17 protein-coding genes and 1 pseudogene are annotated in these 23054 nt (G+C 69.7%); 10 read left to right on the top strand and 8 right to left on the bottom strand.

Annotation, left to right across the window (positions count from 1 at the left end; all coding sequences use genetic code 11):
• The first annotated feature begins 28 nt into the window (after nt 1-28).
• Complete coding sequence (locus tag HRC28_RS08390) at nt 29-1102, top strand: FUSC family protein (protein ID WP_182379663.1); 1074 nt, start codon at nt 29-31, stop codon at nt 1100-1102.
• 23 nt (nt 1103-1125) lie between these two features.
• The gene (locus tag HRC28_RS08395; protein WP_182379664.1) at nt 1126-1566 is read left to right on the top strand and encodes an SRPBCC family protein; all 441 of its coding nucleotides are present in this window, start codon (nt 1126-1128) and stop codon (nt 1564-1566) included.
• A gap of 6 nt (nt 1567-1572) precedes the next feature.
• Here HRC28_RS08395 and HRC28_RS08400 read toward each other — a convergent pair whose 3' ends face one another.
• Genes HRC28_RS08400 through rocD form a run of 4 tightly spaced genes read right to left on the bottom strand, consistent with a single transcriptional unit; the run spans nt 1573 to nt 6636 of the window.
• A complete protein-coding gene (locus tag HRC28_RS08400; RefSeq protein WP_182379665.1) occupies nt 1573-2793 on the bottom strand; it encodes a VOC family protein in 1221 nt (406 codons plus the stop codon).
• Complete coding sequence (locus HRC28_RS08405) at nt 2793-4307, bottom strand: aldehyde dehydrogenase family protein (protein WP_182379666.1); 1515 nt, start codon at nt 4305-4307, stop codon at nt 2793-2795. Before HRC28_RS08405 ends, HRC28_RS08400 begins: the two co-directional genes overlap by 1 nt.
• Nucleotides 4304-5407 carry a saccharopine dehydrogenase C-terminal domain-containing protein gene (locus tag HRC28_RS08410; protein WP_202033273.1) on the bottom strand — a complete coding sequence of 368 codons (1104 nt, stop codon included), beginning with the start codon at nt 5405-5407 and terminating at the stop codon, nt 4304-4306. Before HRC28_RS08410 ends, HRC28_RS08405 begins: the two co-directional genes overlap by 4 nt.
• A complete protein-coding gene (gene rocD / locus HRC28_RS08415) occupies nt 5404-6636 on the bottom strand; it encodes an ornithine--oxo-acid transaminase (RefSeq protein ID WP_182379667.1) in 1233 nt (410 codons plus the stop codon). The genes HRC28_RS08410 and rocD overlap by 4 nt, the downstream gene beginning before the upstream one ends.
• Nucleotides 6637-6807: 171 nt before the next feature.
• On the opposite strand from rocD, the gene hrpA reads away from it, so the two are divergent.
• The 3 genes and pseudogenes from hrpA to HRC28_RS25335 all read left to right on the top strand — a co-directional run.
• Nucleotides 6808-10677: an ATP-dependent RNA helicase HrpA gene (gene hrpA / locus HRC28_RS08420; RefSeq protein ID WP_182379668.1), complete on the top strand. Its 3870-nt coding sequence runs from the start codon at nt 6808-6810 to the stop codon at nt 10675-10677.
• A 97-nt stretch (nt 10678-10774) separates the two neighbouring features.
• Nucleotides 10775-11374: a hypothetical protein gene (locus HRC28_RS08425; protein ID WP_237111752.1), complete on the top strand. Its 600-nt coding sequence runs from the start codon at nt 10775-10777 to the stop codon at nt 11372-11374.
• A gap of 304 nt (nt 11375-11678) precedes the next feature.
• A pseudogene (locus tag HRC28_RS25335) lies at nt 11679-12656 on the top strand (extracellular solute-binding protein); the annotation flags it as partial.
• Nucleotides 12657-12877: 221 nt separating this feature from the next.
• Here the strand turns inward: HRC28_RS25335 and HRC28_RS08430 are convergent.
• Together HRC28_RS08430 and HRC28_RS08435 are read right to left on the bottom strand one after the other, a co-directional pair.
• Nucleotides 12878-14272 (bottom strand): HRDC domain-containing protein, encoded by a 1395-nt coding sequence (locus HRC28_RS08430; protein ID WP_182379669.1) that lies wholly within the window; start codon nt 14270-14272, stop codon nt 12878-12880.
• The gene (locus tag HRC28_RS08435; RefSeq protein WP_182379670.1) at nt 14272-14886 is read right to left on the bottom strand and encodes a DUF3000 domain-containing protein; all 615 of its coding nucleotides are present in this window, start codon (nt 14884-14886) and stop codon (nt 14272-14274) included. Before HRC28_RS08435 ends, HRC28_RS08430 begins: the two co-directional genes overlap by 1 nt.
• Before the next feature lie 69 nt (nt 14887-14955).
• Here HRC28_RS08435 and hemE point away from each other — a divergent pair, with 69 nt between their 5' ends.
• Nucleotides 14956-15999: a uroporphyrinogen decarboxylase gene (gene hemE / locus HRC28_RS08440; RefSeq protein WP_202033274.1), complete on the top strand. Its 1044-nt coding sequence runs from the start codon at nt 14956-14958 to the stop codon at nt 15997-15999.
• Here the strand turns inward: hemE and HRC28_RS08445 are convergent.
• Entirely contained in the window at nt 15984-16850 is an 867-nt protein-coding gene (locus HRC28_RS08445; protein WP_182379671.1) for an NYN domain-containing protein, read from the bottom strand. The two genes, hemE and HRC28_RS08445, sit on opposite strands and share 16 nt — an antisense overlap.
• Before the next feature lie 31 nt (nt 16851-16881).
• Nucleotides 16882-17814, bottom strand: coding sequence for a LysR family transcriptional regulator (locus tag HRC28_RS08450; protein ID WP_182379672.1), 933 nt, complete (start codon nt 17812-17814; stop codon nt 16882-16884).
• Nucleotides 17815-17963: 149 nt separating this feature from the next.
• Here HRC28_RS08450 and HRC28_RS08455 point away from each other — a divergent pair, with 149 nt between their 5' ends.
• From HRC28_RS08455 to HRC28_RS08470, 4 genes are all read left to right on the top strand, one after another.
• A complete protein-coding gene (locus tag HRC28_RS08455) occupies nt 17964-19214 on the top strand; it encodes an acyl-CoA dehydrogenase family protein (protein WP_182379673.1) in 1251 nt (416 codons plus the stop codon).
• Nucleotides 19215-19224: 10 nt separating this feature from the next.
• Nucleotides 19225-20511 carry an acyl-CoA dehydrogenase family protein gene (locus HRC28_RS08460; RefSeq protein WP_182379674.1) on the top strand — a complete coding sequence of 429 codons (1287 nt, stop codon included), beginning with the start codon at nt 19225-19227 and terminating at the stop codon, nt 20509-20511.
• A gap of 141 nt (nt 20512-20652) precedes the next feature.
• The gene (sfnG, locus tag HRC28_RS08465) at nt 20653-21780 is read left to right on the top strand and encodes a dimethylsulfone monooxygenase SfnG (RefSeq protein ID WP_182379675.1); all 1128 of its coding nucleotides are present in this window, start codon (nt 20653-20655) and stop codon (nt 21778-21780) included.
• Nucleotides 21777-23027 carry an SfnB family sulfur acquisition oxidoreductase gene (locus tag HRC28_RS08470; RefSeq protein WP_182379676.1) on the top strand — a complete coding sequence of 417 codons (1251 nt, stop codon included), beginning with the start codon at nt 21777-21779 and terminating at the stop codon, nt 23025-23027. Before sfnG ends, HRC28_RS08470 begins: the two co-directional genes overlap by 4 nt.
• Nucleotides 23028-23054: the final 27 nt, after the last annotated feature.

Genomic DNA, 23054 nt, shown 5'->3' on the forward strand with positions numbered 1-23054 from the left:
CTGACCCCTGGACGCGTCCCTTGACCGGATGTGGACCCGGAGCCGGTTGTCGCTCCGGGGCAGGGTCGACCGCTGGCGCAGCAAGCTGTGGGTCGTGGTCCAGTGCGCCATCGCTGCGGCGGTGGCGTGGTGGATCGCGGCCGACCTGATCGGCCACGAGACGCCGTTCTTCGCGCCCATCGCTGCGGTCGTGTCGCTCGGGACGTCGTACGGACAGCGACTGCGGCGCGTCGTCGAGGTCACCCTCGGCGTCGCAATCGGTGTCTTCGTCGCGGACGTCCTGGTGGCCGGCATCGGCTCGGGCGGGTGGCAGATCGGACTGATCGTGCTGCTGTCCATGTCGACCGCGCTGCTGCTCGATGCAGGCCAGCTCTTCGTCACCCAGGCTGCGGTGCAGTCGATCGTCGTCGCGGCCCTGATGCCCGACGCCGGTGGCGCCTTCCTGCGGTGGACCGACGCGCTGATCGGCGGTGGCGTGGCGCTCATTGCCGCCATGATCGTGCCGGCCGCACCTCTGCGACGGCCGCGGGAACAGGCGGCCGCGGTGGCCCGCAAGATCGCCGACCTGTTGCGGGCGGCGTCGGACGCGATGGTCGACGGAGAGGTCGGCCCCGCGCTGGATCTCCTTGCCGATGCGCGGGCGACGGACCGGATGATCCGCGAACTGCAGTCGGCGGCCGAGGAAGGGATGTCGGTCGTCAGCTCGTCGCCCTTCCGGGTGCGGCACCGCGAAGGACTGCGCCAGATGGTGGAACTCGTCGACCCGCTCGACCGTTCGTTGCGCAGTACTCGTGTGCTGGTGCGGCAGGTCGCCCTCGCGGCCTACCGGCATCGCACGGTGCCCTCTTCCTATGCGCGCGTCACCGCCGACCTCGCCGCAGCCGCCGATGCCGTGGCCAACGAGCTCGCGTCCGATCGGCTGGCGATCGAGGCGCGCGACGTGGTGCTGGCGGTGGGTGCTGCGACCGGCGTCGTCGAGCGCAGCGAGATCCTCACTGCGGAGGCGATCCTCGCCCAGTTGCGGGCAATTGTCGCCGACCTGCTGATGGTGACCGGGATGGGACAGCTCGAGGCGACCGACGCCTTGCCGCCGCCGCGCTGAGCGCTGCGTGCCACAATCCCGCGGTGAGCAACCTGGTGGAACAGAGCGTCGAGATCGCTGCGGACATCAGCACGGTCTTCGCGTACGTCGATGACTGCACGACGACGAAGGACTGGATGTACGGGCTGAGCAAGATCGACCCCGTCACCGATCAGGTCAGCGGCGTCGGCGCGGAGTTCGACGGCGTCATGAAGGTCGGCGTGCCACTCAGGTCGCGGATCAGGTGCACCGACTGGACGCTCGACGAGCGGATCGAGTTCACCTCGATCAAGGGCATCCAGAACACGCAGCGCTGGACGTTCACCGATCTCGGCGACGGACGCACACGCGTCGATGCGTGGATCAGCTACACGTTGCCCGGCGGTCCGGCAGGAAAGGCCATGGAGCGCGCTGTTCGGCCGGTCATCGGTCTGGCCATCCGGCACACGAGCCACTCGTTGGTGAAGAACGTCGAAGCGCTCTGAGGAGCCTCAGATCTGCGCTGCATACAGGTCGTACGGGTCGTGGAGCGGACGGCCGAGGGCTTCCTGCAGCGAGGCCGCGTCGCGCACGGACGCGCGCTGCGCTGCATCCATGCTGCCGTCGGACGTGAGGTTCGAGGCGAAGATGCCGGCCGCTGACTTCGGGAGGAAGTCTTCGTAGACGATCGGCTGGAGCCCTGTGTCTGAGCCGCCGGGGTCCCGCCGGTAGTAGGCCAGTCCTGCTGCGTGGAGACCCTGCTCGGTGTCGGGGAACGCGGCCAGCCCCTGGTCGTCGTACAAGGCACGACCGGCGGGGGTGAGGGCGACGCCGCGGGCCTCGACCTCGCCGAACCGGACACTCAACGCTCCCGCCGCCACTGATCCGTCGGCCTCGCGGAACGTCCGCGGCTCGGCGAGCGCGCGGAACGACGTCTGCCGCAGCAGCACCGCAGGCTTCGTGGCGAGCGGCGGGCCCTGGATCCGGTCGATCATCACGATCCCGCGGTCGGTCATCCGTCGGTACAGGTCGTCGATGTCGAGCACCCGCGGGGTGAGGTGGTTGATGTGGGTCGACGCCACGCCACCGATGTCGGCGGCCACCGACGAGATTGCTTCGAGATGGTCGTACCAGGACCGGTCCACCGGCTCGGGCGACAACGCGAAGGACGCAGTGGCCAGTTCGAGGAATCGGTCCGCATCGACGGGTTCCAGGCCGCCGCCCTTCTCCGCGAGGTCGGCGAGGTCGAGCAGTTCGTCGGGGAACAGTCGCCGGGCACCGAGGAACTCCTCCAACTGAGCCTGCGTCGAGGCGTCGAAGAAGCGCCGGTCGTCCGACACCAGTAGGGACGTGAAGACCCGGAACGGGTTCGCCGCCAGCTCGGCCCCGTCGGTCGGACGGAACGCCGTCGAGACCACCGGGATCGGCGGGTTCGCCTCGCGCAGGTCGTAGAATCCGACCGGGTACATCCCGCACGCACCGAAGATCCGGCCCACCTGCGCGAGCTCCTCGGGCGTCCCGACCCGGATCGCGCCGTGCCGCTCGGCGGTCACGCGTCCGATCGAACCCAGTCGCTCGGCCTCGGGCCCGAGAGCCGCCAGTACGTCGGCGTTCACGGCCTCGGAGACCTCGACCAGCGTGTTGTAGGCCGGGACCTCCGAGCCGTAGAGCGTCGACAGGGAGCGGGCGAACCGGGCGCGGAGCTCGGTCGGCCTGATCAGACCCTCAGGCATCAGCCGAACTCGACGCCCTGGGCGAGGGGCAGCTCGGTCGAGTAGTTGATCGTGTTCGTGGAACGGCGCATGTAGGCCTTCCACGCGTCCGAACCGGACTCGCGTCCGCCGCCCGTCTCCTTCTCGCCACCGAACGCGCCACCGATCTCGGCGCCCGAGGTGCCGATGTTGACGTTGGCGATACCGCAGTCCGAGCCGACCGCCGACGTGAACGTCTCGGCCTCGCGGACGTCGAGCGTGAAGATCGCCGACGACAGGCCCTGCGCCACCTCGTTGTGCAGCGCGATCGCCTCGTCGAGGTCGGCGTACTTCAGCACGTAGAGCAGGGGAGCGAAGGTCTCGGTCTTCACGATGTCGGTCTGGGCCGGCATGTCCACGATCGCGGGTACGACGTACTGACCACCCTGCACGCCATCGGCTCGGCCGCCGCCGGTGACCAGGCGGCCACCGTCGGCTTGTGCCTGCTCGACCGCAGCGAGGAAACCGTCGGTCGCGGCGGCATCGACGAGCGGGCCGACCAGGGTCGACCCGTCGAGCGGCGAACCGATCGACAACGTGCCGTAGGCCTTGGAGAGCCGGTCGACGAGCTCGTCATGAATCGACTCGTGCACGATGACGCGGCGCAGCGACGTACACCGCTGGCCGGCGGTGCCGACAGCGGAGAACACGATGCCGCGGACCGCGAGGTCCAGATCGGCGGACGGAGCCACGACGGCCGCGTTGTTGCCGCCCAGCTCGAGGAGGCAACGGCCCAGCCGCGCGGCGACCCGCGGCGCGACGAGCTTGCCCATCCGGGTGGAGCCGGTGGCCGAGACCAGCGGGACGCGCGGGTCGTCGACCAGCACCTCGCCGACCGCACTCTCGCCCAGGACCAGCTGGCTGAGCCCCTGCGGCGCCCCCACTCGGCGGGCAGCCTCGGAAGCCAGGGCCTGACACGCGAGCGCGGTCAGCAAGGTCTTCTCCGACGGCTTCCAGACCACGGCGTCACCCGCGACGAACGCGAGGGCGGCATTCCAGGACCAGACGGCCACGGGGAAGTTGAAGGCGCTGATGACGCCGATGACGCCCAGCGGGTGCCATTGCTCCATCATCCGGTGGCCCGGTCGCTCGGAGGCGATGGTCAGGCCGTGCAGCTGGCGGGAGAGACCGACCGCGAACTCGCAGATGTCGATCATCTCCTGGACCTCGCCGAGGCCCTCGGAGCGGATCTTGCCGGCCTCGATCGAGACCAGTTCTCCCAGCAGGTCCTTGTGCTCGCGCAACAGGTTGCCGAGCTCGCGGACCAGTTGGCCGCGCACCGGACCGGGCACCGAGCGCCAGTCCTCGAAGGCCGCCTGGGCAGCGGTCACCGCAGCGGTGACGTCGGAAGCACTGTGCGCAGGGAGGCGCCCGAGCTCCGACCCGTCGATGGGGGTCCGAGAGACGAGCGCGCCGTCGACAGTGAAGGGGTCGCCGGCGCCCAGCGCCGCGAGGATCTCCCGCGAACGGGCTGCCAGATCAATGGGGGTGCTCATGCCGAGATCTTTCCGTAGTCCCTGAAGCGACGACCCGCGTGTGTGGAGTGCAGGTCCTCGAGAGTGATGTCTTCTTGCCGCACGAAGCCCTCCTGCGGCAGCTTGCCCTCGGCGACGAGCTCGAGGACGGCGACGGCTGAGGAGGCCGTGGTCCACGAGATCGCGCGCCACATGCGCCCGTCGATCTCGAGGGGCAGGTAGCCGCGCACGTGGTTCTCGCGGAACGGCTGGCCGTCCTTGATGCCCTCGACGGCGGCGTGGAGGTAGACGATGTCGTCATTGACCGGCGGCTTGGCCTTGACCAGGATCCGGCCGACCTCTTCGCGGCAGTCACGCAGGCCGAGCTCGTCGAACAGGAAGTGCATCTGGTCGAAGTGACCGGGGTAGCGCAGCGTTTTGTAGTCGAGGCGGTTGACGCGGCCTTCGTAGCTCTGGCACATGGTGCCGAGACCACCGGAGGTGAGGGCGGCCTCGAGCTCGATGCCGCCGATGACGACGCGTTCCTTCTCCTCCATCGCCGGCACCATCTGGCGACGACCGGAGCGGAGTACCTCGCAGTCGTTGAGGTACTCGTTGACGACACCCTCGGCCGACCAGTTGAACGCGTAGCCCAGCAGCCCGGTGGGGTTCTGGGGGAGTGCGCCGACCTTGAGCTCGATGGAGCGGATCTCCGAGAAGCCCTTGGCGAGCGAAGCGCCCACGATGCCGATCAGGCCCGGCGCGAGGCCGCACTGCGGCACGAACGCGACGCCCGGCGTCTGCCCGGCGAGCTCGATCACGCGCTGCGTGGTGGGCACGTCCTCGGTCAGATCGAAGTAGTGACAACCCACGGCGGCAGCCGCTTCGGCGACCTCGATGTTGCGGTCGTACGGCAGGCACGAGACGACGGCGTCGACGCCGCGCAGGGCTTCCTGCAACGCGTGGGCGTCGGTCACGTCGAGCTCAGCGGTCTCGAACCGCAGGCCGGGGTGCGGAGTTGCGTCGTACCCGCTGACCTTGAAACCGGCGTCGGTGAGCAGTCCTGCCACCAGTTCGCCGACCTTGCCCAGGCCGATCACGCCGACCTGGTTGATGCTGCGCTTTTCTTGGGCCGCGGTCACCGCAGGCTCCCTTCGAGTTGGTCCATTCCCCAGTTGAGGTCGTCGGTCGATACGACGAGAGGCGGCGCGAGCCGGATGGTCGAGCCGTGCGTGTCCTTGGCGAGGACGCCGTGCGCCATCAGTCGCTCGCAGACCTCGCGACCCGTCCCGAGGGACGGGTCGATGTCGACGCCGGCCCAGAGGCCGCGGGTGCGGAAACCGACGACGCCGTTGCCGACCATCGCCTGCAGCCGCTCCGTGAGTACGACGCCGAGCTGGTCGGCGCGCGTCTGGTGCTCGCCGGACGCCAGCATCGACACGACTTCCAGGCCGACCGCGCAGGCGAGCGGGTTGCCGCCGAACGTGGAGCCGTGCTGTCCCGGGTGCAGCACGCCCAGCACGTCGCTGTTGCCGACGACCGCGGAGACGGGGACGATGCCGCCGCCGAGCGCCTTGCCGAGGACGTAGAGATCCGGCACGACACCGTCGTGGTCGCAGGCGAACGTGCGGCCGGTGCGGCCGAGCCCAGCCTGGATCTCGTCGGCGACGAAGAGGACGTTCTCGCGGGTGCACAGTTCCCGGAGCCCGACGAGGAAGCCGGCGGGCGGGATGATCACGCCGCCCTCGCCCTGGATCGGCTCGATGAGCACGGCCACGGTGTTCGGCGTGATCGCTCCCTCGATGGCCGCCAGGTCGCCGTACGGAACCATGTCGAAGCCGGGGGTGAACGGCCCGAAGCCGTCGCGGGCGTCGGGGTCGTCGGAGAAGCCGACGATCGTGGTGGTGCGGCCGTGGAAGTTGCCGGCGGCCACGATGATCCGGGCCTGGTCGGCGGCGACGCCCTTGACGTCGTACCCCCACTTGCGCGAGACCTTGATCGCGGTCTCGACGGCTTCGGCGCCGGTGTTCATCGGCAGCACCATGTCCTTGCCGCACAGGTCGCCGAGGGCGGCGCAGAAGTCGGCGAACCGGTCGTGGACGAACGCGCGGCTGGTCAGGGTGAGCCGGTCGAGTTGTGCGTGCGCGGCGGACAGCAGACGCGGGTGACTGTGGCCGAAGTTCAGCGCGGAGTAGCCCGCGAGCAGGTCGAGGAACCGGCGACCGTCGACGTCGGTCAGCCAGGCGCCCTCGGCGTGACTGAGCACGACGGGCAGCGGGTGGTAGTTGTGCGCGGTCCGGGCCTCGGCACGGACCACTTCAGCAGCGGTTCGCCGGGGCGCCACGACGCTGCGATCAGTGGTGATGCTCATGGAATTCCCTCCGTCACCCTGATGGCACCGGAGAATCTCCGGTGGATTGCCAGATTGTCGGACAATCTTGGTCCACTGTAACCCAGGCCACACGTCGAAAAGCGAATCGGGTGGACCCGAAGCAGTGCCGATTGATAACTGGTTGCGGGGGAGCGGGAGAATGTTCCCGCTGTGGACATCACCTACCCGCCCGACCTGCCGGTCAGCGCCCGTCGCGAGGACATCGCTGCGGCGATCCGGGACCACCAGGTCGTGATCATCGCCGGCGAGACCGGCTCGGGAAAGACGACCCAGCTGCCGAAGATCTGCCTCGAGCTGGGGCGCGGTCTGCCGGGGGACGACGGCCGGCCGCGGATGATCGGCCACACGCAGCCGCGCCGGATCGCGGCCCGCTCGGTGGCCGAGCGGATCTCCGACGAACTCGGCGTCGAACTCGGTGACCTCGTCGGCTACCAGGTGCGGTTCACCGACAAGACGTCGAAGGCCAGCCGGATCAAGCTGATGACCGACGGCATCCTGCTGGCCGAACTCCAGCGGGACCGGACCCTGCGCCGCTACGACACGATCATCATCGACGAGGCGCACGAGCGCAGCCTCAACATCGACTTCCTGCTCGGGTACCTCAAGCAGTTGCTGCCGAAGCGCCCGGACCTGAAGCTGATCATCACCTCCGCGACCATCGACGTCGACCGCTTCGCCGCGCACTTCGACGCACCCGTCATCGAGGTCTCGGGTCGCACCTACCCGGTCGAGGTCCGCTACCGGCCGCTCATCGAGGAGTCCGGAGAGGACGAGGACGCCGAGCGGTTCGCCCGCGACCCCACCGAGGCGATCGTCGACGCGGTGAAGGAGCTCTCCAGGGAGGGCCCGGGCGACATCCTCGTGTTCCTTCCCGGCGAACGCGAGATCCGCGACACCGCCGAAGCGCTGGCGGATTTCGACAAGCTCAATCAACATGCGCCTCAGCGCGGGGTCGACGTACTCCCGCTCTATTCGCGGTTGTCGGCGGCTGAGCAGCATCGCGTGTTCGCGCCCGCCAACGGTTCGCGCCGTCGCGTGGTCCTGGCGACCAACGTTGCCGAGACGTCGCTGACCGTGCCGGGCATCCGCTACGTCATCGACACGGGCGTCGCCCGGATCTCGCGCTACTCCGTGCGCACCAAGGTGCAGCGACTGCCGATCGAACCGATCAGCCAGGCCTCCGCCAACCAGCGCTCCGGTCGCTGCGGCCGGGTCGCCGCCGGCATCGCGATCCGGTTGTACGCCGAAGAGGACTTCGACGCGCGCCCGGAGTTCACCGACCCCGAGATCATCCGGACCAACCTCGCGTCCGTCATCCTCCAGATGACGTCGCTCGGACTCGGCGACATCGCGCGGTTCCCGTTCGTCGAACCGCCGGACAAGCGCAACATCCAGGCGGGCGTGCAGTTGCTCGAGGAACTGGGTGCCATCCAGGGTGGTCGAGTAGCCGGCGAGGAACGAGCCGGCGTATCGAGACCTGGCGAGCTGACCAAGATTGGCCGCCGCCTCGCGCGACTCCCGATCGATCCCCGGCTGGGCCGGATGCTCCTGGAGGCCGAACGCCTCGGTTGCGTCGGCGACGTCCTTGTCATCGTGGCTGCCCTGTCGCTGCAGGACCCGCGCGAACGTCCCGGCGTCGACCGCCCGAAGGAACAGGCGCAGGCTGACCAGTTCCATGCCCGTTTCAAGGCCGAGGGGTCGGACTTCCTCACCCTGCTCAACCTGTGGCGCCACGTGCGCGAACAGCAGAAGGAACTCTCCGGCAGCGCCTTCCGCCGGATGTGCAAACGGGAGTTCCTCAACTACCTGCGGGTGCGGGAGTGGCAGGAGTTCGTCAGCCAGTTGCGGCAGGTGGCCAAGGAGATCGGCGTACGCACCGAGGTCGCGGCCGGCACGGGCGTACCCGACGCCGACGGCATCCACCAGGCACTCCTGTCGGGACTGCTCTCGCACGTCGGCCTGCTCGAGGAGCGGGAGAAGCCGGCTCCCGGCTCCCGTCAGGCGAAGGAGGGCCGTCGCCCCGGACCGCGCGAGTACCTCGGCGCCCGCGGAGCGAAGTTCGCGATCTTCCCCGGCAGCGGCCTGGCCAGGAAGAACCCCCAGTTCCTGATGGCCGGCGAACTCGTCGAGACCGGGCGCCTGTGGGCCCGGCAGAACGCCGAGATCAAGCCCGAATGGGCGGAGCGACTGGGCGATCACCTGGTCAAGCGGACCTACTCCGAGCCGCACTGGTCGCGCAAGCGGCAGTCCGTGATGGCCCGCGAGCGGGTGACCTTGTACGGCGTCCCGCTGGTCGCGGATCGTGCCGTGACCTACGGACGGATTGATGCGGCACTGTCCCGGGAGCTCTTCATCCGGCATGCGCTCGTCTATGGCGAGTGGGACACCCGGCACCGTTTCTTCCAGCACAACCGCAAGCTCCTTGCCGAGGCCGAGGAACTGGAGCACCGCGCCCGTCGCCGCGACCTGGTGGTCGACGAGCACACGCTCTTCGACTTCTATGACGCCCGTGTGGGCGAGGGTGTGGTCAGCGGAGCCCACTTCGACCGCTGGTGGCGCGACGCCCGCAAGGCCAACCAGGACCTGCTGACGTTCGACCCGGCGATGCTCACCCACGACACCGCAGACGAGGTGCGCGAGGCCGACTACCCCGAGGAATGGTCGCTCGCCGGGGGGCTGACCTTCCCGATCAGCTATCACTTCGAGCCGGGTGCGAAGGACGACGGCCTGACGATCGACATCCCGGTGTCGACGCTGAACCGGGTCGACGACGAGGACTTCTCGTGGATCGTGCCGGGCCTGCGCGAGGAACTGGTCACTGAACTGATCCGCAGCCTGCCCAAGGCGCTGCGGGTGAACTTCGTGCCGGCACCCAACACCGCACGGGAGTTCCTGGCCGCCGTACCCGCGGGGGAGGAGCCGCTGTTGGTGGCCCTCGAGCGGCATCTGCGTTCCACGACCGGCGTCTACGTCCCGCGCGACGCGTGGAACCTCAGCGGCCTGGGTGCTCACCTCACGCCGACGTACCGCGTGGTCGACGAGACCGGCCGCGTGCAGGGTCGCGGGAAGTCGCTGACCGAGCTCAAGGCTCCGTTGCAGCCGCAGTTCGAGAAGGCGATGGCGGCGGTGGCGTCCGATTCCGGTGTGGCCCGGACCGGCGAGAAGACGTGGCTGTTCGACGAGATCCCGGCGACCGCGACGTGGACCCGCGCGGGCCACGACGTCGAGGCCTATCCCGGACTCGTGGACGAGGGGGCAACCGTCGGTCTGCAGGTGTTCGGGTCCGCGGACGAGCGCGACGCCCGGCATCGGCTCGGAGTGATCCGACTGGTCCTCCTGGATCTCGGCAGCAAGCCGCTCGCCGGCATCGTCGACGGCTTCACGAACGTTGAGAAGCTCGGCCTCGCCGGCACCCCCTACTCCGGCGTCCCCGCCTTGCTGGCCGACTGCCTGCGCGCGGTCGTGGTCGACGCGGTCGACGCGGCCAGCCCCGTCCGCACCCTTGCCGAGTACGACGCCGTGCTGGCCCCACTGCGCACCACCGCCGCCCCCGCAGTCCGCCAGGTCCTGGCCGAACTGCTCCGCGTCCTGGAGACGTGGCGCGAGGTCGAGCGGCTCCTCAGCGGTCGCGCCGACATGCTGATGCTCCCGGCCCTCACCGACCTCAAGGCCCAACTCGGCCGACTGGTCCACGACGGCTTCGTCGGCGAGGCGGGCGCCGCCCGACTGCGCCGCTACCGCCCGTGGCTGGGCGCGATGCGCGAGCGCCGGCAGGCACTCGACACCGGTGGACCGGTGGCGCTGGGGCGTGATCGCCAGCGCCTCGATCTGGTCCAGCCGCTGCAGGAGGCGTGGCTGGCGCGGGTCGCCGCGCTGCCCGAGGGTCGGCCGGCGGGCGCCGGTCTGCGCGCCATCGGGTGGATGCTCGAGGAGTACCGCGTGTCCCTGTGGGCCCAGCACCTCGGCACCGACGGACCCGTCTCCGACGTGCGCCTGCGCAAGGCATTCGACGCACTCTGACTCCCGCGGTTGGCGGTTCAACTACCGGATTTGTCGTCATTCCGACCGGATCGCTACAAATCCGGTAGTTGAACCGCGCCGACCGTAGGCTGTTCGGGTGTCCGATCAGCGCCCGCACCATCGCCCCGTTCCGCGGGAGGCTGCGTTCTTCGAGGACCACGCCGATGGCGCCGATCCGGCGCTCCTGACCGAAGCGGCGGAGCGCGCCGCCGTACTTCTTGTGCGCGGAGCGCACGACAGCCAGGACGCGGACGTGGCTGAGAGGCTCGTCCACCTTGCCGACACCGAGGGCATCGAGGCGATTGCCCAGGTCTGGTCGCACGCGTCGGCCGACTCGCTGTCGGGTTGCCTGTGGCGGCTCTACCTCCTCCGTTCGTGGGTGTACGCCGACCCGGCCGGTGTCGCTCGGCAGTTCGAGGCCGGACGGGCGCGTGCGGAGTTCGCCCGGGTGGTCGCGGGCGTGGCCGACCCGCCCGGACCGGATGAGTTGCGCCACATGATCGACGAGGTGCTGCGGGGCATCGCCGCCGGTGATTTTGCCGACGTCCTCTTTCGCGCCTCGGCGTTCGCGCGCGTGGTCGCAGCGGGGCGGGCGGCGCTCAGTGAGGTGCCGGACGCCGACGTCCGCAGGATGCTGGCGCTCGCTGAACAACTCGAGGCGGCTGGGCACGTCGAACTGGCGCGTGGTCTGGGCTGACCCCGTTACAATGGGGACTCGAGCACGCCGGGTCGCGGCAGCCCCGGGTCCCATAAACAAGCCGCTACGAGCGGCCCTGCGCCGTGAGGCGCTCCCGGCCCGGTGTGCTCGAACCCCCCGGTAGGGTGATCACCGGTACTGGGGAGACACGGTGAGGACGGTAATGACGCGCGTGAGTCGCTTCGACTGGCGAACGGGTGCCGTCGTCGGCGTCGTCGCCGTTTCTGTGTTGATCGGCATGCTGGTCCTGGCCAGCGGAAGCAAGGTCGAGAAGCCGGACCACCCCGTGTCGACCAAGCCCACCATGACGAATCTCAAGTTCGCCGTCTGGGGTAACGAGGCCGAGGTCGCTGCCTATCAGGTCGTCGTCGACGACTACAACCAGAGCAGCACCGACACGAACGTCGCGCTCGCCTCGTGGCCCGACGCCGCATCGATGCTCCTGGCCATGCGCACCGGCGTGGCTCGTCCGGACCTGTACCTCCTGCCGCGCGGCGACCTCGCCGAGACGATCGCCGAGAAGCGCAACCTGCCGTTGCTCGACCTGCTGAACGAGCGCGAGATCCCGGTCGGCGAGGACTTCTCGCGCGACGCCATCGAGGCGTTCTCGGTCGACGACGACCTGCAGTGCATGCCGTACACGACCTCACCGATGGTCATGTACTACAACACCGACCTCGTCGACTTCGAGGCGATGGCTGCCGAAGGCCTGCCGACGCCGAAGGACGACCACTCGGGCTGGAACTTCGCGGAGTTCCGCGCCGCTGCCGAGTTCGCGAGCCGGCCGCGGCTGAAGACCCGGGGCGTCTACATCGAGCCGACCCTGCGCGGTCTGGCACCGTTCATCTACTCCGGCGGCGGCAAGATCTTCGACGGCGACGAGCCGAAGACCCTGTCCCTCGGCGAGGACGACTCGACGGACGCCTTGCGCCAGACCCTCGAACTCCTGCGGGATCCCCGGCTCACCCTGACCACCCGGCAACTGGAGCAGCGGCCGGCCATCGACTGGTTCAAGCGCGGTCGCCTCGCGATGATCGCCGGGTTCCGCGGGCTGACGCCCGACCTGCGCGCAGTCGAGGGACTCAACTTCGACGTGATGCCGATGCCGTCGCTCGGCGCCAACCACACGGTCGGCGAACAGAACGGCATCTGCCTGGCTTCGGGGCCTGCGGGCCGCGCCGAGAGTTCGGCGAACTTCCTCAGCTACCTGGTGAGCGACGAGGCTGTCGCCCGGGTCGCCGAGACCGGCTACATCCAGCCGAGCAAGCTGACGGTCGCGCTCTCCAAGGACTTTCTGCAGCCCGACCAGCTGCCTGCCCACGCGGTCGTCTTCAACAACGTCGTGCGCTCGATCGTGCTGCCGCCGCTGATGACGAACGGTGCGGAACTCCAGGCGCTGATCACCCCGGACATCAAGGCGTTGCTGACGACGCCCGTCCTCACGGACCTGCAGGAACTGCTGCGTGCGATCGACGAGAAGTCGCGCACGCTGCTGGACCCGGACTACGACCCGTCGGAAGAGCCCTCGGACGGCGCGTCCGATGACCCGTCCGATGATCCATCGGCAGGGTCCTCGTCCAGCGCACCGGCGTCGGACGCTGCCACGGACGACCGCTCCCGCAACTGACGCTTCCACGCGTCGGCGTCGAGAACCGCGCTGGACAGGGCGGGCGCGGTCAGGCCGATCTGCCAGCTGCGGGCGCCCAGGGCGCGGAGCTGATCAATCACGGCCTCGAGCAGCTCAACGGGCTCGCGGCTGCTCGGCGGGGTCCACATGACCCGGCGCAGGTGGTCGGGGGTGAGCAGGTTCTCCAGCGGGAGGTTCTGCTCCTCGGCGATGGCGCCGATCGCAGCGCGCGCCAACTCGAGACGGCGGGCGGCCACGGGGTCCTTGTCGCCCCAGGCGCGGGGCGCGGGCGGTCCGTCACCGTGGGTGACGCGGGTCGGTAGCTCGTCCTCGGGCAGCGCCGCGGCCTTCTGGAGTGCTTCGAGCCACTCGTTCGCGTAGCGCGAGGCGCCCCGTCCGTGGAAGCCCGAGGTCGACATCAGGCCACCGCGCGTGGTCGGCATCGCGGTGGCGGCGACGACGATCGCGGCGTCGGGGATCAGACGACCGGGCGTGACGTCACGCTCCTGGGCCAGCTTGTCGCGGGCCTCCCACAGGGCCCGCACCGCGCCGAGAGTACGACGACCCCGCACCTTGTGCAGCCCGCTGGTCCGGCGCCAGGCATCCACGCGCACGGTCGGCGTGAAGCTGAGCAGGTTGTCGAACTCCTGGCGCGCCCAGTCCGCCTTGCCGGTCTCCTCGAGCTCGGCAGCCAGCAGGTTGCGGAGTTCGACCAACACCTCGACGTCCAGGGCGGCGTACTCCAGCCAGGACTCGGGCAGCGGGCGGGTGGACCAGTCGACGGCGGAGTGCTCCTTGAGCAACTGCCGCTCGAGCAGGGTCTCGACCAGGGTCGCGAGACCGACGCGGGGGTAGTTCAGCAGTCGGCCGGCGAGTTCGGTGTCGAACAGCACCGTGGGGCGCAGGCCGACCTCGGCCAGGCACGCGAGGTCCTGGGTGGCGGCGTGCAGGATCCATTCGGCGTCCCCGATGGCCTCGGAGAGCAGGTCGAGGTTCTCGAACGCGATGGGGTCGATCAGGCCGATGCCGGATCCTTCGCGCTTGACCTGGATCAGGTAGGCGCGACTCGAGTAGCGGTAGCCGGAGGCGCGCTCGGCGTCGATCGCGACGGGGCCGGTGCCGGCGGCAAGGCCGGTGCAGTAGGCCTCGAGGGCAGGCACGGTGTCGATGACCGGCGGCAGGCCGTCGGCGAGTCGGAGCAGTTCGACCGGCGGTGCAGTCTCTGCTTCCTCCGGCGTGCCGTCAGGTGCTTCGGTTGGCTGATCAGCCATCAGTCGGTGCCGCCCCGCTGGCCACGACGCGACGGCATCACGGCCACCCCGTCCGGCACCGGTTCCAGGCCACCAGCAGTGCACATCAACTCGCCCCACGCCTCGGCATGCGACACGAGGTCGGTCGGGTCGGTCGGCGTCCAGGAGGCCCGGATCTCGAGCTGGGCGTTGCCCGGCTCGCCGGCCATTCCGCCGTAGCTCTCGGTGGCGACCCGGGTGACGGTGCCGGATTCGGCAACGTGCTCGGCGCCGTGGGCCTCGAGCGCGTCGGTCAGCCAGGTCCAGCCGACGTCGGTCAGCAGGGGATCGGTGGCCAGGTCGTGGTCGATCTCGGCGCGGCAGTACGCGACGCAGCGGAAGGTGCCCTCCCAGGCGTCGTTGCCGGCGGGGTCGTGCAGCACCACGAGACGACCGGTGGCCACCTCGTCGTCGTCGACCGTGACGTCGGCGGACAGCGCCGTGGCATACGGCGCGATCCGCTGCGGCGCGGGCATCTCCTCGCAGAACACTTCGGGGCGGAAGTTGGCTGACCGAAGGCTGTCGACGGCAGCGGTGAACTCGCGGGGTGTGCCGGCAGCGCCGGACCCCGGGTTCGACTCCTGGCGAGCGACCATGAGGTCAGACTAGGGCGAAGGGTGCCGATCGATGTGCGTCCCACGCCGTTCACCTGCGACCCTGAACCCGTGACGACCCTCCATGACTCGGCCTTCCTGAAGGCTGCCCGCGGTGAATCCGTCCCGCACACGCCCGTGTGGTTCATGCGCCAGGCCGGCCGCTCGCTCCCGGAGTACCTCAAGCTCCGCGAAGGCATCGCGATGCTCGACTCCTGCGCTGACCCCGAACTGATCGTCGAGATCACCCTCCAGCCCGTCCGTCGGTACGGCGTCGACGCCGCGATCTTCTTCTCCGACATCGTGCTGCCGCTCAAGGCGGTCGGCGTCGACCTCGACATCGTTCCCGGAGTCGGCCCGGTCGTGGCCAACCCGGTGCGGACCCTCGCGGACGTCGAGGCGATTCCGGACCTCACGGCCGACCAGATCCCGTACATCACGGCCGCGGTGCAGGGCCTCGTCGGCGAGCTCGCCGGAATCAACGGCGGTACCCCGTTGATCGGGTTCGCGGGCGCCCCGTTCACCGTGGCGTCGTACCTCGTCGAGGGCGGGCCCTCGAAGGAGCACGCCAAGACCAAGGCCCTCATGTTCGGTGCCCCCGACGTGTGGGACGCGCTGATGCGCAAGATCTCCGGCATCTCCGCCGCGTTCCTCGAGACCCAGGTCGCGGCCGGTGCCTCCGCCGTCCAGTTGTTCGACTCGTGGGCCGGCGCGCTCACCCCGGGCGACTACGTCCGCCACGTCCAGCCGCACTCGGCGCGCGTCCTCGAGCAGGTCGGCAAGCTGGGCGTCCCGCGCATCCACTTCGGCGTCGGTACGACGAACCTGCTCGACCTGATGGGCGAGGCCGGTGCCGATGTCGTCGGTGTCGACTGGCGCACCCCGCTGGGCCGGGCGATCCCGATGGTGGGCGACCGGGCCGTGCAGGGAAACCTGGACCCGACCCTGGTGTTCGCACCGACGGACGTGATGACGGCGCGTGCCGCCGAGGTCATCGAGGCCGGGCGTGCCGCCCGCGGCCACATCTTCAACCTCGGCCACGGGGTCATCCCGAGCACCAACCCCGACCAGCTCGCGCGGCTGACCGAGTTCGTGCAGTCCTACCCGCTGGGCTGAGCCTTCTTCGCGGCGCGCTTCCGCGTGGTCGTGGTGACGACCGGCCGGGTGGACTTCACCTCGTCAACGGGCGCCGCCGCGGGCTCCTTCGTCGCGCTCGCCTTCCGCGCCGTGGTCTTCTTCGCGGCGGCCTTGCCCTTCTGGCTGACCTTCGTGCCGCTGCCTGAGCCGGTGACGGTCAGGAACGGCTGGGCCTCCACCAGCGAGAGCAGCTTCGGGAAGCCGTAGAGCCGCGGGTCGAAGGACGGGCTCGCCGTGCGCAGGTAGTTGCCGAGCGCTCCCAGGTTGACCCAGCCGTCCTCGTCGGAGGCGTTGTTGATGCCGCGGACCAGCAGGCTCTGCAGGTTCGGGAGCGGCGGGTCGTCGGGCGTGTCGTCGCCGGCATCCACCGGCCCGGACGGTTGGCCGGTCGCCGCGTCCTTGCCCAGCACCTCCAGGTAGATGAAGGTGTCGCAAGCCGCGACCAGCGACTGCGGGGTCTTGCGCAGGCCCAGCCCGTAGACGGTCATCCCGGACTCACGGATCCGGGTGGCCAGTCGCGTGAAGTCGCTGTCGCTGGAGACCAGGGCGAACGCGTCGAGGTTGCCGCTGTAGAGCAGGTCCATCGCGTCGATGATCAGCGCGGAGTCGGTCGAGTTCTTCCCGGTCGTGTAGGCGAACTGCTGCACGGGCACGATCGCGTGCTGGTTGAGCTCGGTCTTCCAGCCTCCGAGCTGCGGGGTCGTCCAGTCGCCGTAGGCCCGCTTGACCGTCGAGACGCCGTACTTCGCGAGCTCCTCGAGCAGGGCGCTCGCGTGCTTCGGCGAGGTGTTGTCCGCGTCGATGAGCACTGCGATCCGGGTGGCGGTCATGCGGCCATCATGGCCGAGCGGTCCGACCCCCTCAGGACGCCGCGCCCGCCGCCGCCTCGTTGGCGGCGCGGTACTCCTTCGCCCGTGCGATCAGCGCGGTCTGGAGTTCCCGCACGGGCAGCGGCTGCTGGAGGGTCTTGCGCTGGCGCAGTTGCAGGGTGACGAAGGTCTGCTCGCCGACGATGGGGCGGGTTTCGATCAGGCCGACCCGGTGCAGGGGGTCGCCGTGCACGGAGTAGTCCGGGAGCACGGTCACGCCGATGCCCTCGGCCACCAGCGCCTTGCCCATCTCCGCGCCGTCGGTGCTGTGTGCGGCCGGCGGGACCTCCGGGCCGAACGCGCGGTGGACGTAGCGGTGCATGACGTAGCCCGCGCGCATCATCACGAAGCGCTCCTGGCGCAGTTCGTCGATGGTGACCTGGGGGCGTGCGGTGAGCGCGTGCCCGGCCGGCAGTACGGCGACCGGTCGGCCGACGAGCAGGTCGATCCCGTCGAGGCCGATGGGTGCGTCGTCGCCGTCGAGCACGTTGACCAGACCGAGGTCCAGGGTGCCCTCGGCCAACGCTTCGTCGATCTGGGCCTGCTGCATGGTGAGCACTTCCACCGTCGTACCGGGGTGGCGCTCCTGGAAGACGCGGACCGCGGGCACCAGCAGGGTGGAGGTGGCGGCGTGCACGGTGCCGACCCGGATGACGCGGGTGTCGGTGCGCTGGTCGCCGGCCGCGACGCGGAGGCGGTCGACGGCGGTGAGCACCTCGTTCATGTAGGGCAGCAGTTCGCGGCCCTCCCGGCTGATGCGTGCGCCGGAGCGTCGGCGGTCGAGCAGGGTCACCCGCAGTTCCCGTTCGAGCTTGGTGAGCGCCTCGCTGAGGGCGGGCTGGGAGAGGTGGAGCTTCTCACTGGCGCGGCGGAGTGATCCGTGCTGGGTGACGGCGGTGAGGTACTCCAGTTGTTCGATGCGCATGTCGTGCTCCTGCGGTGGGTGGTGAGTGTCGCCGCCGATCACCACCATCGGCGACGCCGTGGGTCCAGGCGCTTGCCCCGGACTCAAAGTGCAGTAAGTTTCTAGAGAAACAGTATCACGCCTGCCCGTTCCCCAAGGAGAGTTCGTCCATGACTGCTGACCTGACCGCCCCGACCGGCACTGTTGCCGGTGGGTGGACCGACCGCCCCTCGACTGCCGAAGGCTGGCTCGACCGAGCCCGCCAGGTCGCCACCACGCTGGCTGCCGATGCGGTTGAACGAGACCGTGCGCTCGCGATCCCGACGGCGGAGGTGCAGCTGCTCAAGGACTCCGGACTGGTCACCCTGCTGGGCCCGGTCGAGCACGGGGGAGGTGGACAGGACTGGACGACGGCGCTGCGCGTGATCCGTGCGGTCAGTGCCGGCGACGGATCGATCGGCCAGTTGATCGGCTACCACTACCTGTGGTTCTGGGCAGTGCGCCTGGTGGGCACGCCCGAACAGATCGCAGCCGTCGAGGAGCAGGCCACGAAGGAGGCCTGGTTCTTCGGCGGGGCCGTCAATCCGCGCGACGCCGACCTGACCATCGCCGACGAGGACGGGGAACTGGTCTTCCGTGGCGAGAAGAGCTTCTCGACCGGTGGCCGGGTCTCGGATGTGACCGTGCTGGAGGGCGTCCTCGAGGGCACCGACAAGCACATCTTCGCGATCGTCCCGACCGCGCAGCCGGCCATCCGGTTCAAGGGCGACTGGGACGCCCTCGGCCAGCGCCTCACCGAGAGCGGCGGCGTCGTCATCGACGGCGTCCGGGTGCCGTGGGCCGCGGCTGCCGGTTATGTCGAGACCGAGCAGGGCTGGGAGTTCCAGCCGCGGGTCTACAACACCCTCAACGTGCCGCTGATCCAGATCATCTTCGCCAACATCTACGTCGGCATCGCCGAGGGAGCCCTCGCGACCGCCGCCACCTACACCCGGGAGCGGACTCGTCCCTGGCCGTTCACGCCGGACCTCAAGGACTCCGCGAGCGAAGAGTTCTACATCCTCGAGGCGTACGGCGACCTCCGCTCGAAGCTCTGGGCCGCCGAGGCGCTCGTCGAGCGGGCCGCGACCCTGATCGAGGCGATCAATGCCCACGCCGACACGGTGACCGAGGAGGAGCGCGGCGAGGCGGAGGTGGTGATCGCTGCGGCCAAGCAGGTCGCGATCGACACCGGCCTCGAGATCGGGACGCGGGTGTACGACGTCACCGGTGCTCGAGCGACGGCGAGCAGCGTCGGTCTCGACATCTTCTGGCGCAACATCCGCACGCACAGCCTGCACGACCCGGTCGCCCACAAGCGGGCCGAGGTGGGGCGCTACGCCCTGCTCGGCGAGCTGCCCGCGCCGTCCTGGTACACGTGAGGACGCGGCGATGACGACGACGGATCTCCCGTCCGCCGAGTTGGCCCAGGACGTGGTGCGTGGACTCGACCGTCCCACGCTGCGGAGCCCCTTGCTCGATGAGTTGCGGGCGTCGTACCGACCGCTCTTCGAGGAGATCGGCGAAGGTGCGCTCCAGCGCGACCTCGACGACGTACTGCCGGATCAGGAGGTGGGCCGCCTCAAGGCGGCCGGCTTCGGCGCGCTCCGCGTCCCGATCGAGTACGGCGGCCGCGGGGCCTCGATTCCCGAGCTCACGCAGCTCTGGATCGATCTCGCGGCCGCGGACTCCAACCTGCCCCAGGCGCTGCGCGGACACGCGGCCCTCGTCGAGGACCGGCTCTGGCAACACGCCCGCGGCCGTGACCAGCAGGTGTGGTTCGAGCGCTTCGCTGCGGGCGAGATCGCCGGCAACGCCTGGTCGGAGGTGGGGGCGACCTCGATCGACACTCAGGCCACCGTGCTGACCGGCCAGCCCGACGGCAGTTATCTGCTGACGGGCAGCAAGTTCTACACAACGGGCACGGTCTACGCCGAGTGGGCGGACGTCTACGCGAAGCGCGAAGTGCCCGGTCGCGAAGCGGACTTCGCGATCGCCCTCGTGGACACCCGGGACCCCACGGTCACGGTCACCGACGACTGGGACGGCTTCGGCCAGCGCGGTACGGGCAGCGGGACCACGGCCTTCGCCGCGGCGCCCGTGCCTGCCGCGGACGTCTTGGCGTTCGGTGAGCGTTTCGTGTTCCAGACGGCGCTCTACCAACTGAACCTGTTGGCCGTCCTCACTGGGATCGGGAAGGCCGCTCTGCGGGAGTTCATTGCGCAGGTGCAGGGTCGCGAGCGCAACTACTCCCATGCGAATGCGGCACGGGTCCGCGACGACGCGCAGGTGCTCGCCCGGATCGGCGAGGCCGCCGCTGCGGTCCACGCGGCCGAAGCGGTCACGATCCGCACGGCGACCGCAGTGCAGGAGGTGGCCGACCTGCCGCCCGGGGCTGACGTCGAGATCGCGATCGCCAACGAGGTTGCCGAACTCGAGTCGTCGGCTGCCCAGGTGGCCGTGACCGACCTGATCCTGACGGCGACGACCAACCTGTTCGACACACTCGGAGCCTCGGGGACCTCGCGTGCGCGGGGCCTGGATCGGCACTGGCGCAACGCCCGGACCGTGGCCTCGCACAACCCGCGGATCCTCAAGTCGAGGGTGGTCGGCGGATATCTCGTCAACGGTTCCCCGCCGCCGTACGCGTGGGCGATCGGGCGCACCGCGCCGTCCTGACCCGCGCACGGCAGGCGGTGGTGATCGGTTTCGCCTTGCGCGGGATCGTCGCTTCCGCCTGCCGTGGAGGTCGCCTGGCCTGTCGAACATCCGGCCTATACGCTAAAGTCTATTGACGTACTCGACATTACGGAGAAGCCGATGAGCACCGACCAGCCCTTTGACCGCGAAGCCTTCGCCGAGCCGCTCAAGTTCGCCTACTGGGTCCCCAATGTCAGCGGGGGACTGGTGGTCAGCAAGATCGAACAGCGCACCGACTGGGGCTACGACTACAACGTCGAGCTCGCGCGCCTGGCCGAGAACAACGGCTTCGAGTACGCGCTCTCCCAGGTGCGCTACATCGCGTCGTACGGCGCCGCGAACCAGCACGAGTCGACCAGCTTCAGCCTCGCGCTGCTGCTCGCCACCGAGCGCCTCAAGGTGATCGCCGCGGTCCACCCGGGCCTGTGGCAGCCGGGCGTCCTGGCGAAGTTCATCGCCACCGCCGACCAGATCTCCGGCGGCCGGGCGGCCATCAATGTCGTCAGCGGCTGGTTCAAGGACGAGTTCACCAAGCTCGGTGAGCCGTGGCTCGAGCACGGCGAGCGCTACCGCCGCTCGGAGGAGTTCATCCGGTACGTCAAGGAGATCTGGACCTCGGAGAACGCCGAGTTCAACGGCGACTTCTACCGCCTCCACGACTTCGACCTGAAGCCGAAGCCGATCGCCAGCGAGGGACGCCCGCACCCGGAGATCTTCCAGGGCGGCAACTCGTCCGATGCCCGGGGCATGGCGGGCCGCGTGTCCGACTGGTACTTCGCCAACGGCAACACCCCCGACGGGATCTCCGAGCAGATCCGCGACGTCACCGATGTCGCCACCGTGCACCACCGCAAGGTCCGGTTCGGGGTCAACGGCTTCTTCATCGGCCGCGACACCGAGGCCGAGGCGCGCGACGTCCTCCGCGAGATCATCGACAAGGCCGACCGCGAAGCCGTCGAAGGATTTGGCGGCGCCGTACGCCAGGCCGGCCAGAGCACCGGCGACAAGAAGGGCATGTGGCAGGACTCGGAGTTCGCCGACCTGGTCCAGTACAACGACGGTTTCCGCACCGGCCTGATCGGCACGCCCGAGCAGATCGCGACCCGGATCATCGAATACAAGCGCCGTGGCGTGAACCTGCTGTTGCTCGGCTTCCTGCACTACCTCGAGGACGTCGCGTACTTCGGCCGCGAGGTGCTCCCGATCGTCCGGGAGCTCGAAGCCGCGGAGCTGGAACGCGTCGGATGAGCGCCCCGGTGGTTGAGGTGCGAGGAGCGCCGGCGACGAGCCTCGAAACCCCCAGGGTCCACACGGCGACCTCCGCGATCGCCGTTGCTGCCGAGCTCGCGGCCAGCTTCGCCGAGGGCTCGGCCCTCCGCGATCGGGAACGGATCCTCCCCGTCGCAGAGGTGGAGGCGCTCTCGGCCGCTGGCCTGCTTGCCCTCACGGTCCCTGTCGAGTACGGCGGCCCCGGGCTCGGCGCCGCCGTGCTGGCCGAGGTCGTGCGACTGGTCGCGACCGGCGATCCGAACATCGCGCAGATCCCGCACAGCCACTTCGTCTACGTCAACGCACTCCTCGAGCAGGGCACCGAGGCGCAGAAGGTCTTCCTGCTCGGCGAGGTGCTGGCCGGGAAGCGGTTCGGCAACGCGCAGTCCGAGATCGCCTCGAAGCACGTCCGCGATCACGCGACGACGCTGCGCCGTGACGACGCGGTCAGCGGCGACTGGGTGCTCAACGGCGAGAAGGGCTACTGCACGGGCGCGCTGTTCGCGCACTGGATCCCGGTCCTCGCCCATCTCGGCGAGGGCGGTCCGCTGCACGTCGCCTGGGTCGAACGCGATGCCGAGGGCGTGACGGTCATCGATGACTGGAACGGACTCGGCCAACGCACCACCGCCAGCGGCACGGTCCGACTGGCCGATGTCCGCGTCGCATCCGGCCGGATCACGCCGTACCACCTGACGTTCGAACGGCCCCAGACCTACGGTTCGTTCGCGCAACTCCTGCATGCGGCCATCGACGCGGGCATTGCGCGCGCGGCACTGCGGGACGCGGCCGCCTTCGTCACCACGCGGAGCCGGCCCTACCCCGACGCGATCGCGCTGTACGACGTCGAGGGCGCCGCCGGGGACCCGCTGATCGTGAAGGCCTTCGGCGAGATCGAACTGCAGGTGAGGGGCGCGGAGGCGCTGTTGGCCGAGGCCGGCCGCGCGGTCGACCGGGCCCGCGCTGAGCTGACTGCGGAGACGAGTGCCGACGCCAGCCTGGCCGTGGCCGCTGCCCGCGCCGCCACGACCGCCGCCTCCCTGGAGGCGTCGAGTCGGCTGTTCGAGGTCGCCGGCACCCGCTCGGCGCTGGCTTCGGACAACCTCGACCGGCATTGGCGCAACGCCCGCACCCACACCCTCCATGACCCGGCGGCCTGGAAGGTCCAGCACCTCGGTCGCTTCGCGATCGACGGCACCCTACCGCCGCGCAACGGCCAGATCTAGCCGGTGGTTGAGGTGCGAGGGGCGCCA

The sequence above is a fragment of the Nocardioides sp. WS12 genome, assembly GCF_014108865.1.
Taxonomy (GTDB): domain Bacteria; phylum Actinomycetota; class Actinomycetes; order Propionibacteriales; family Nocardioidaceae; genus Nocardioides.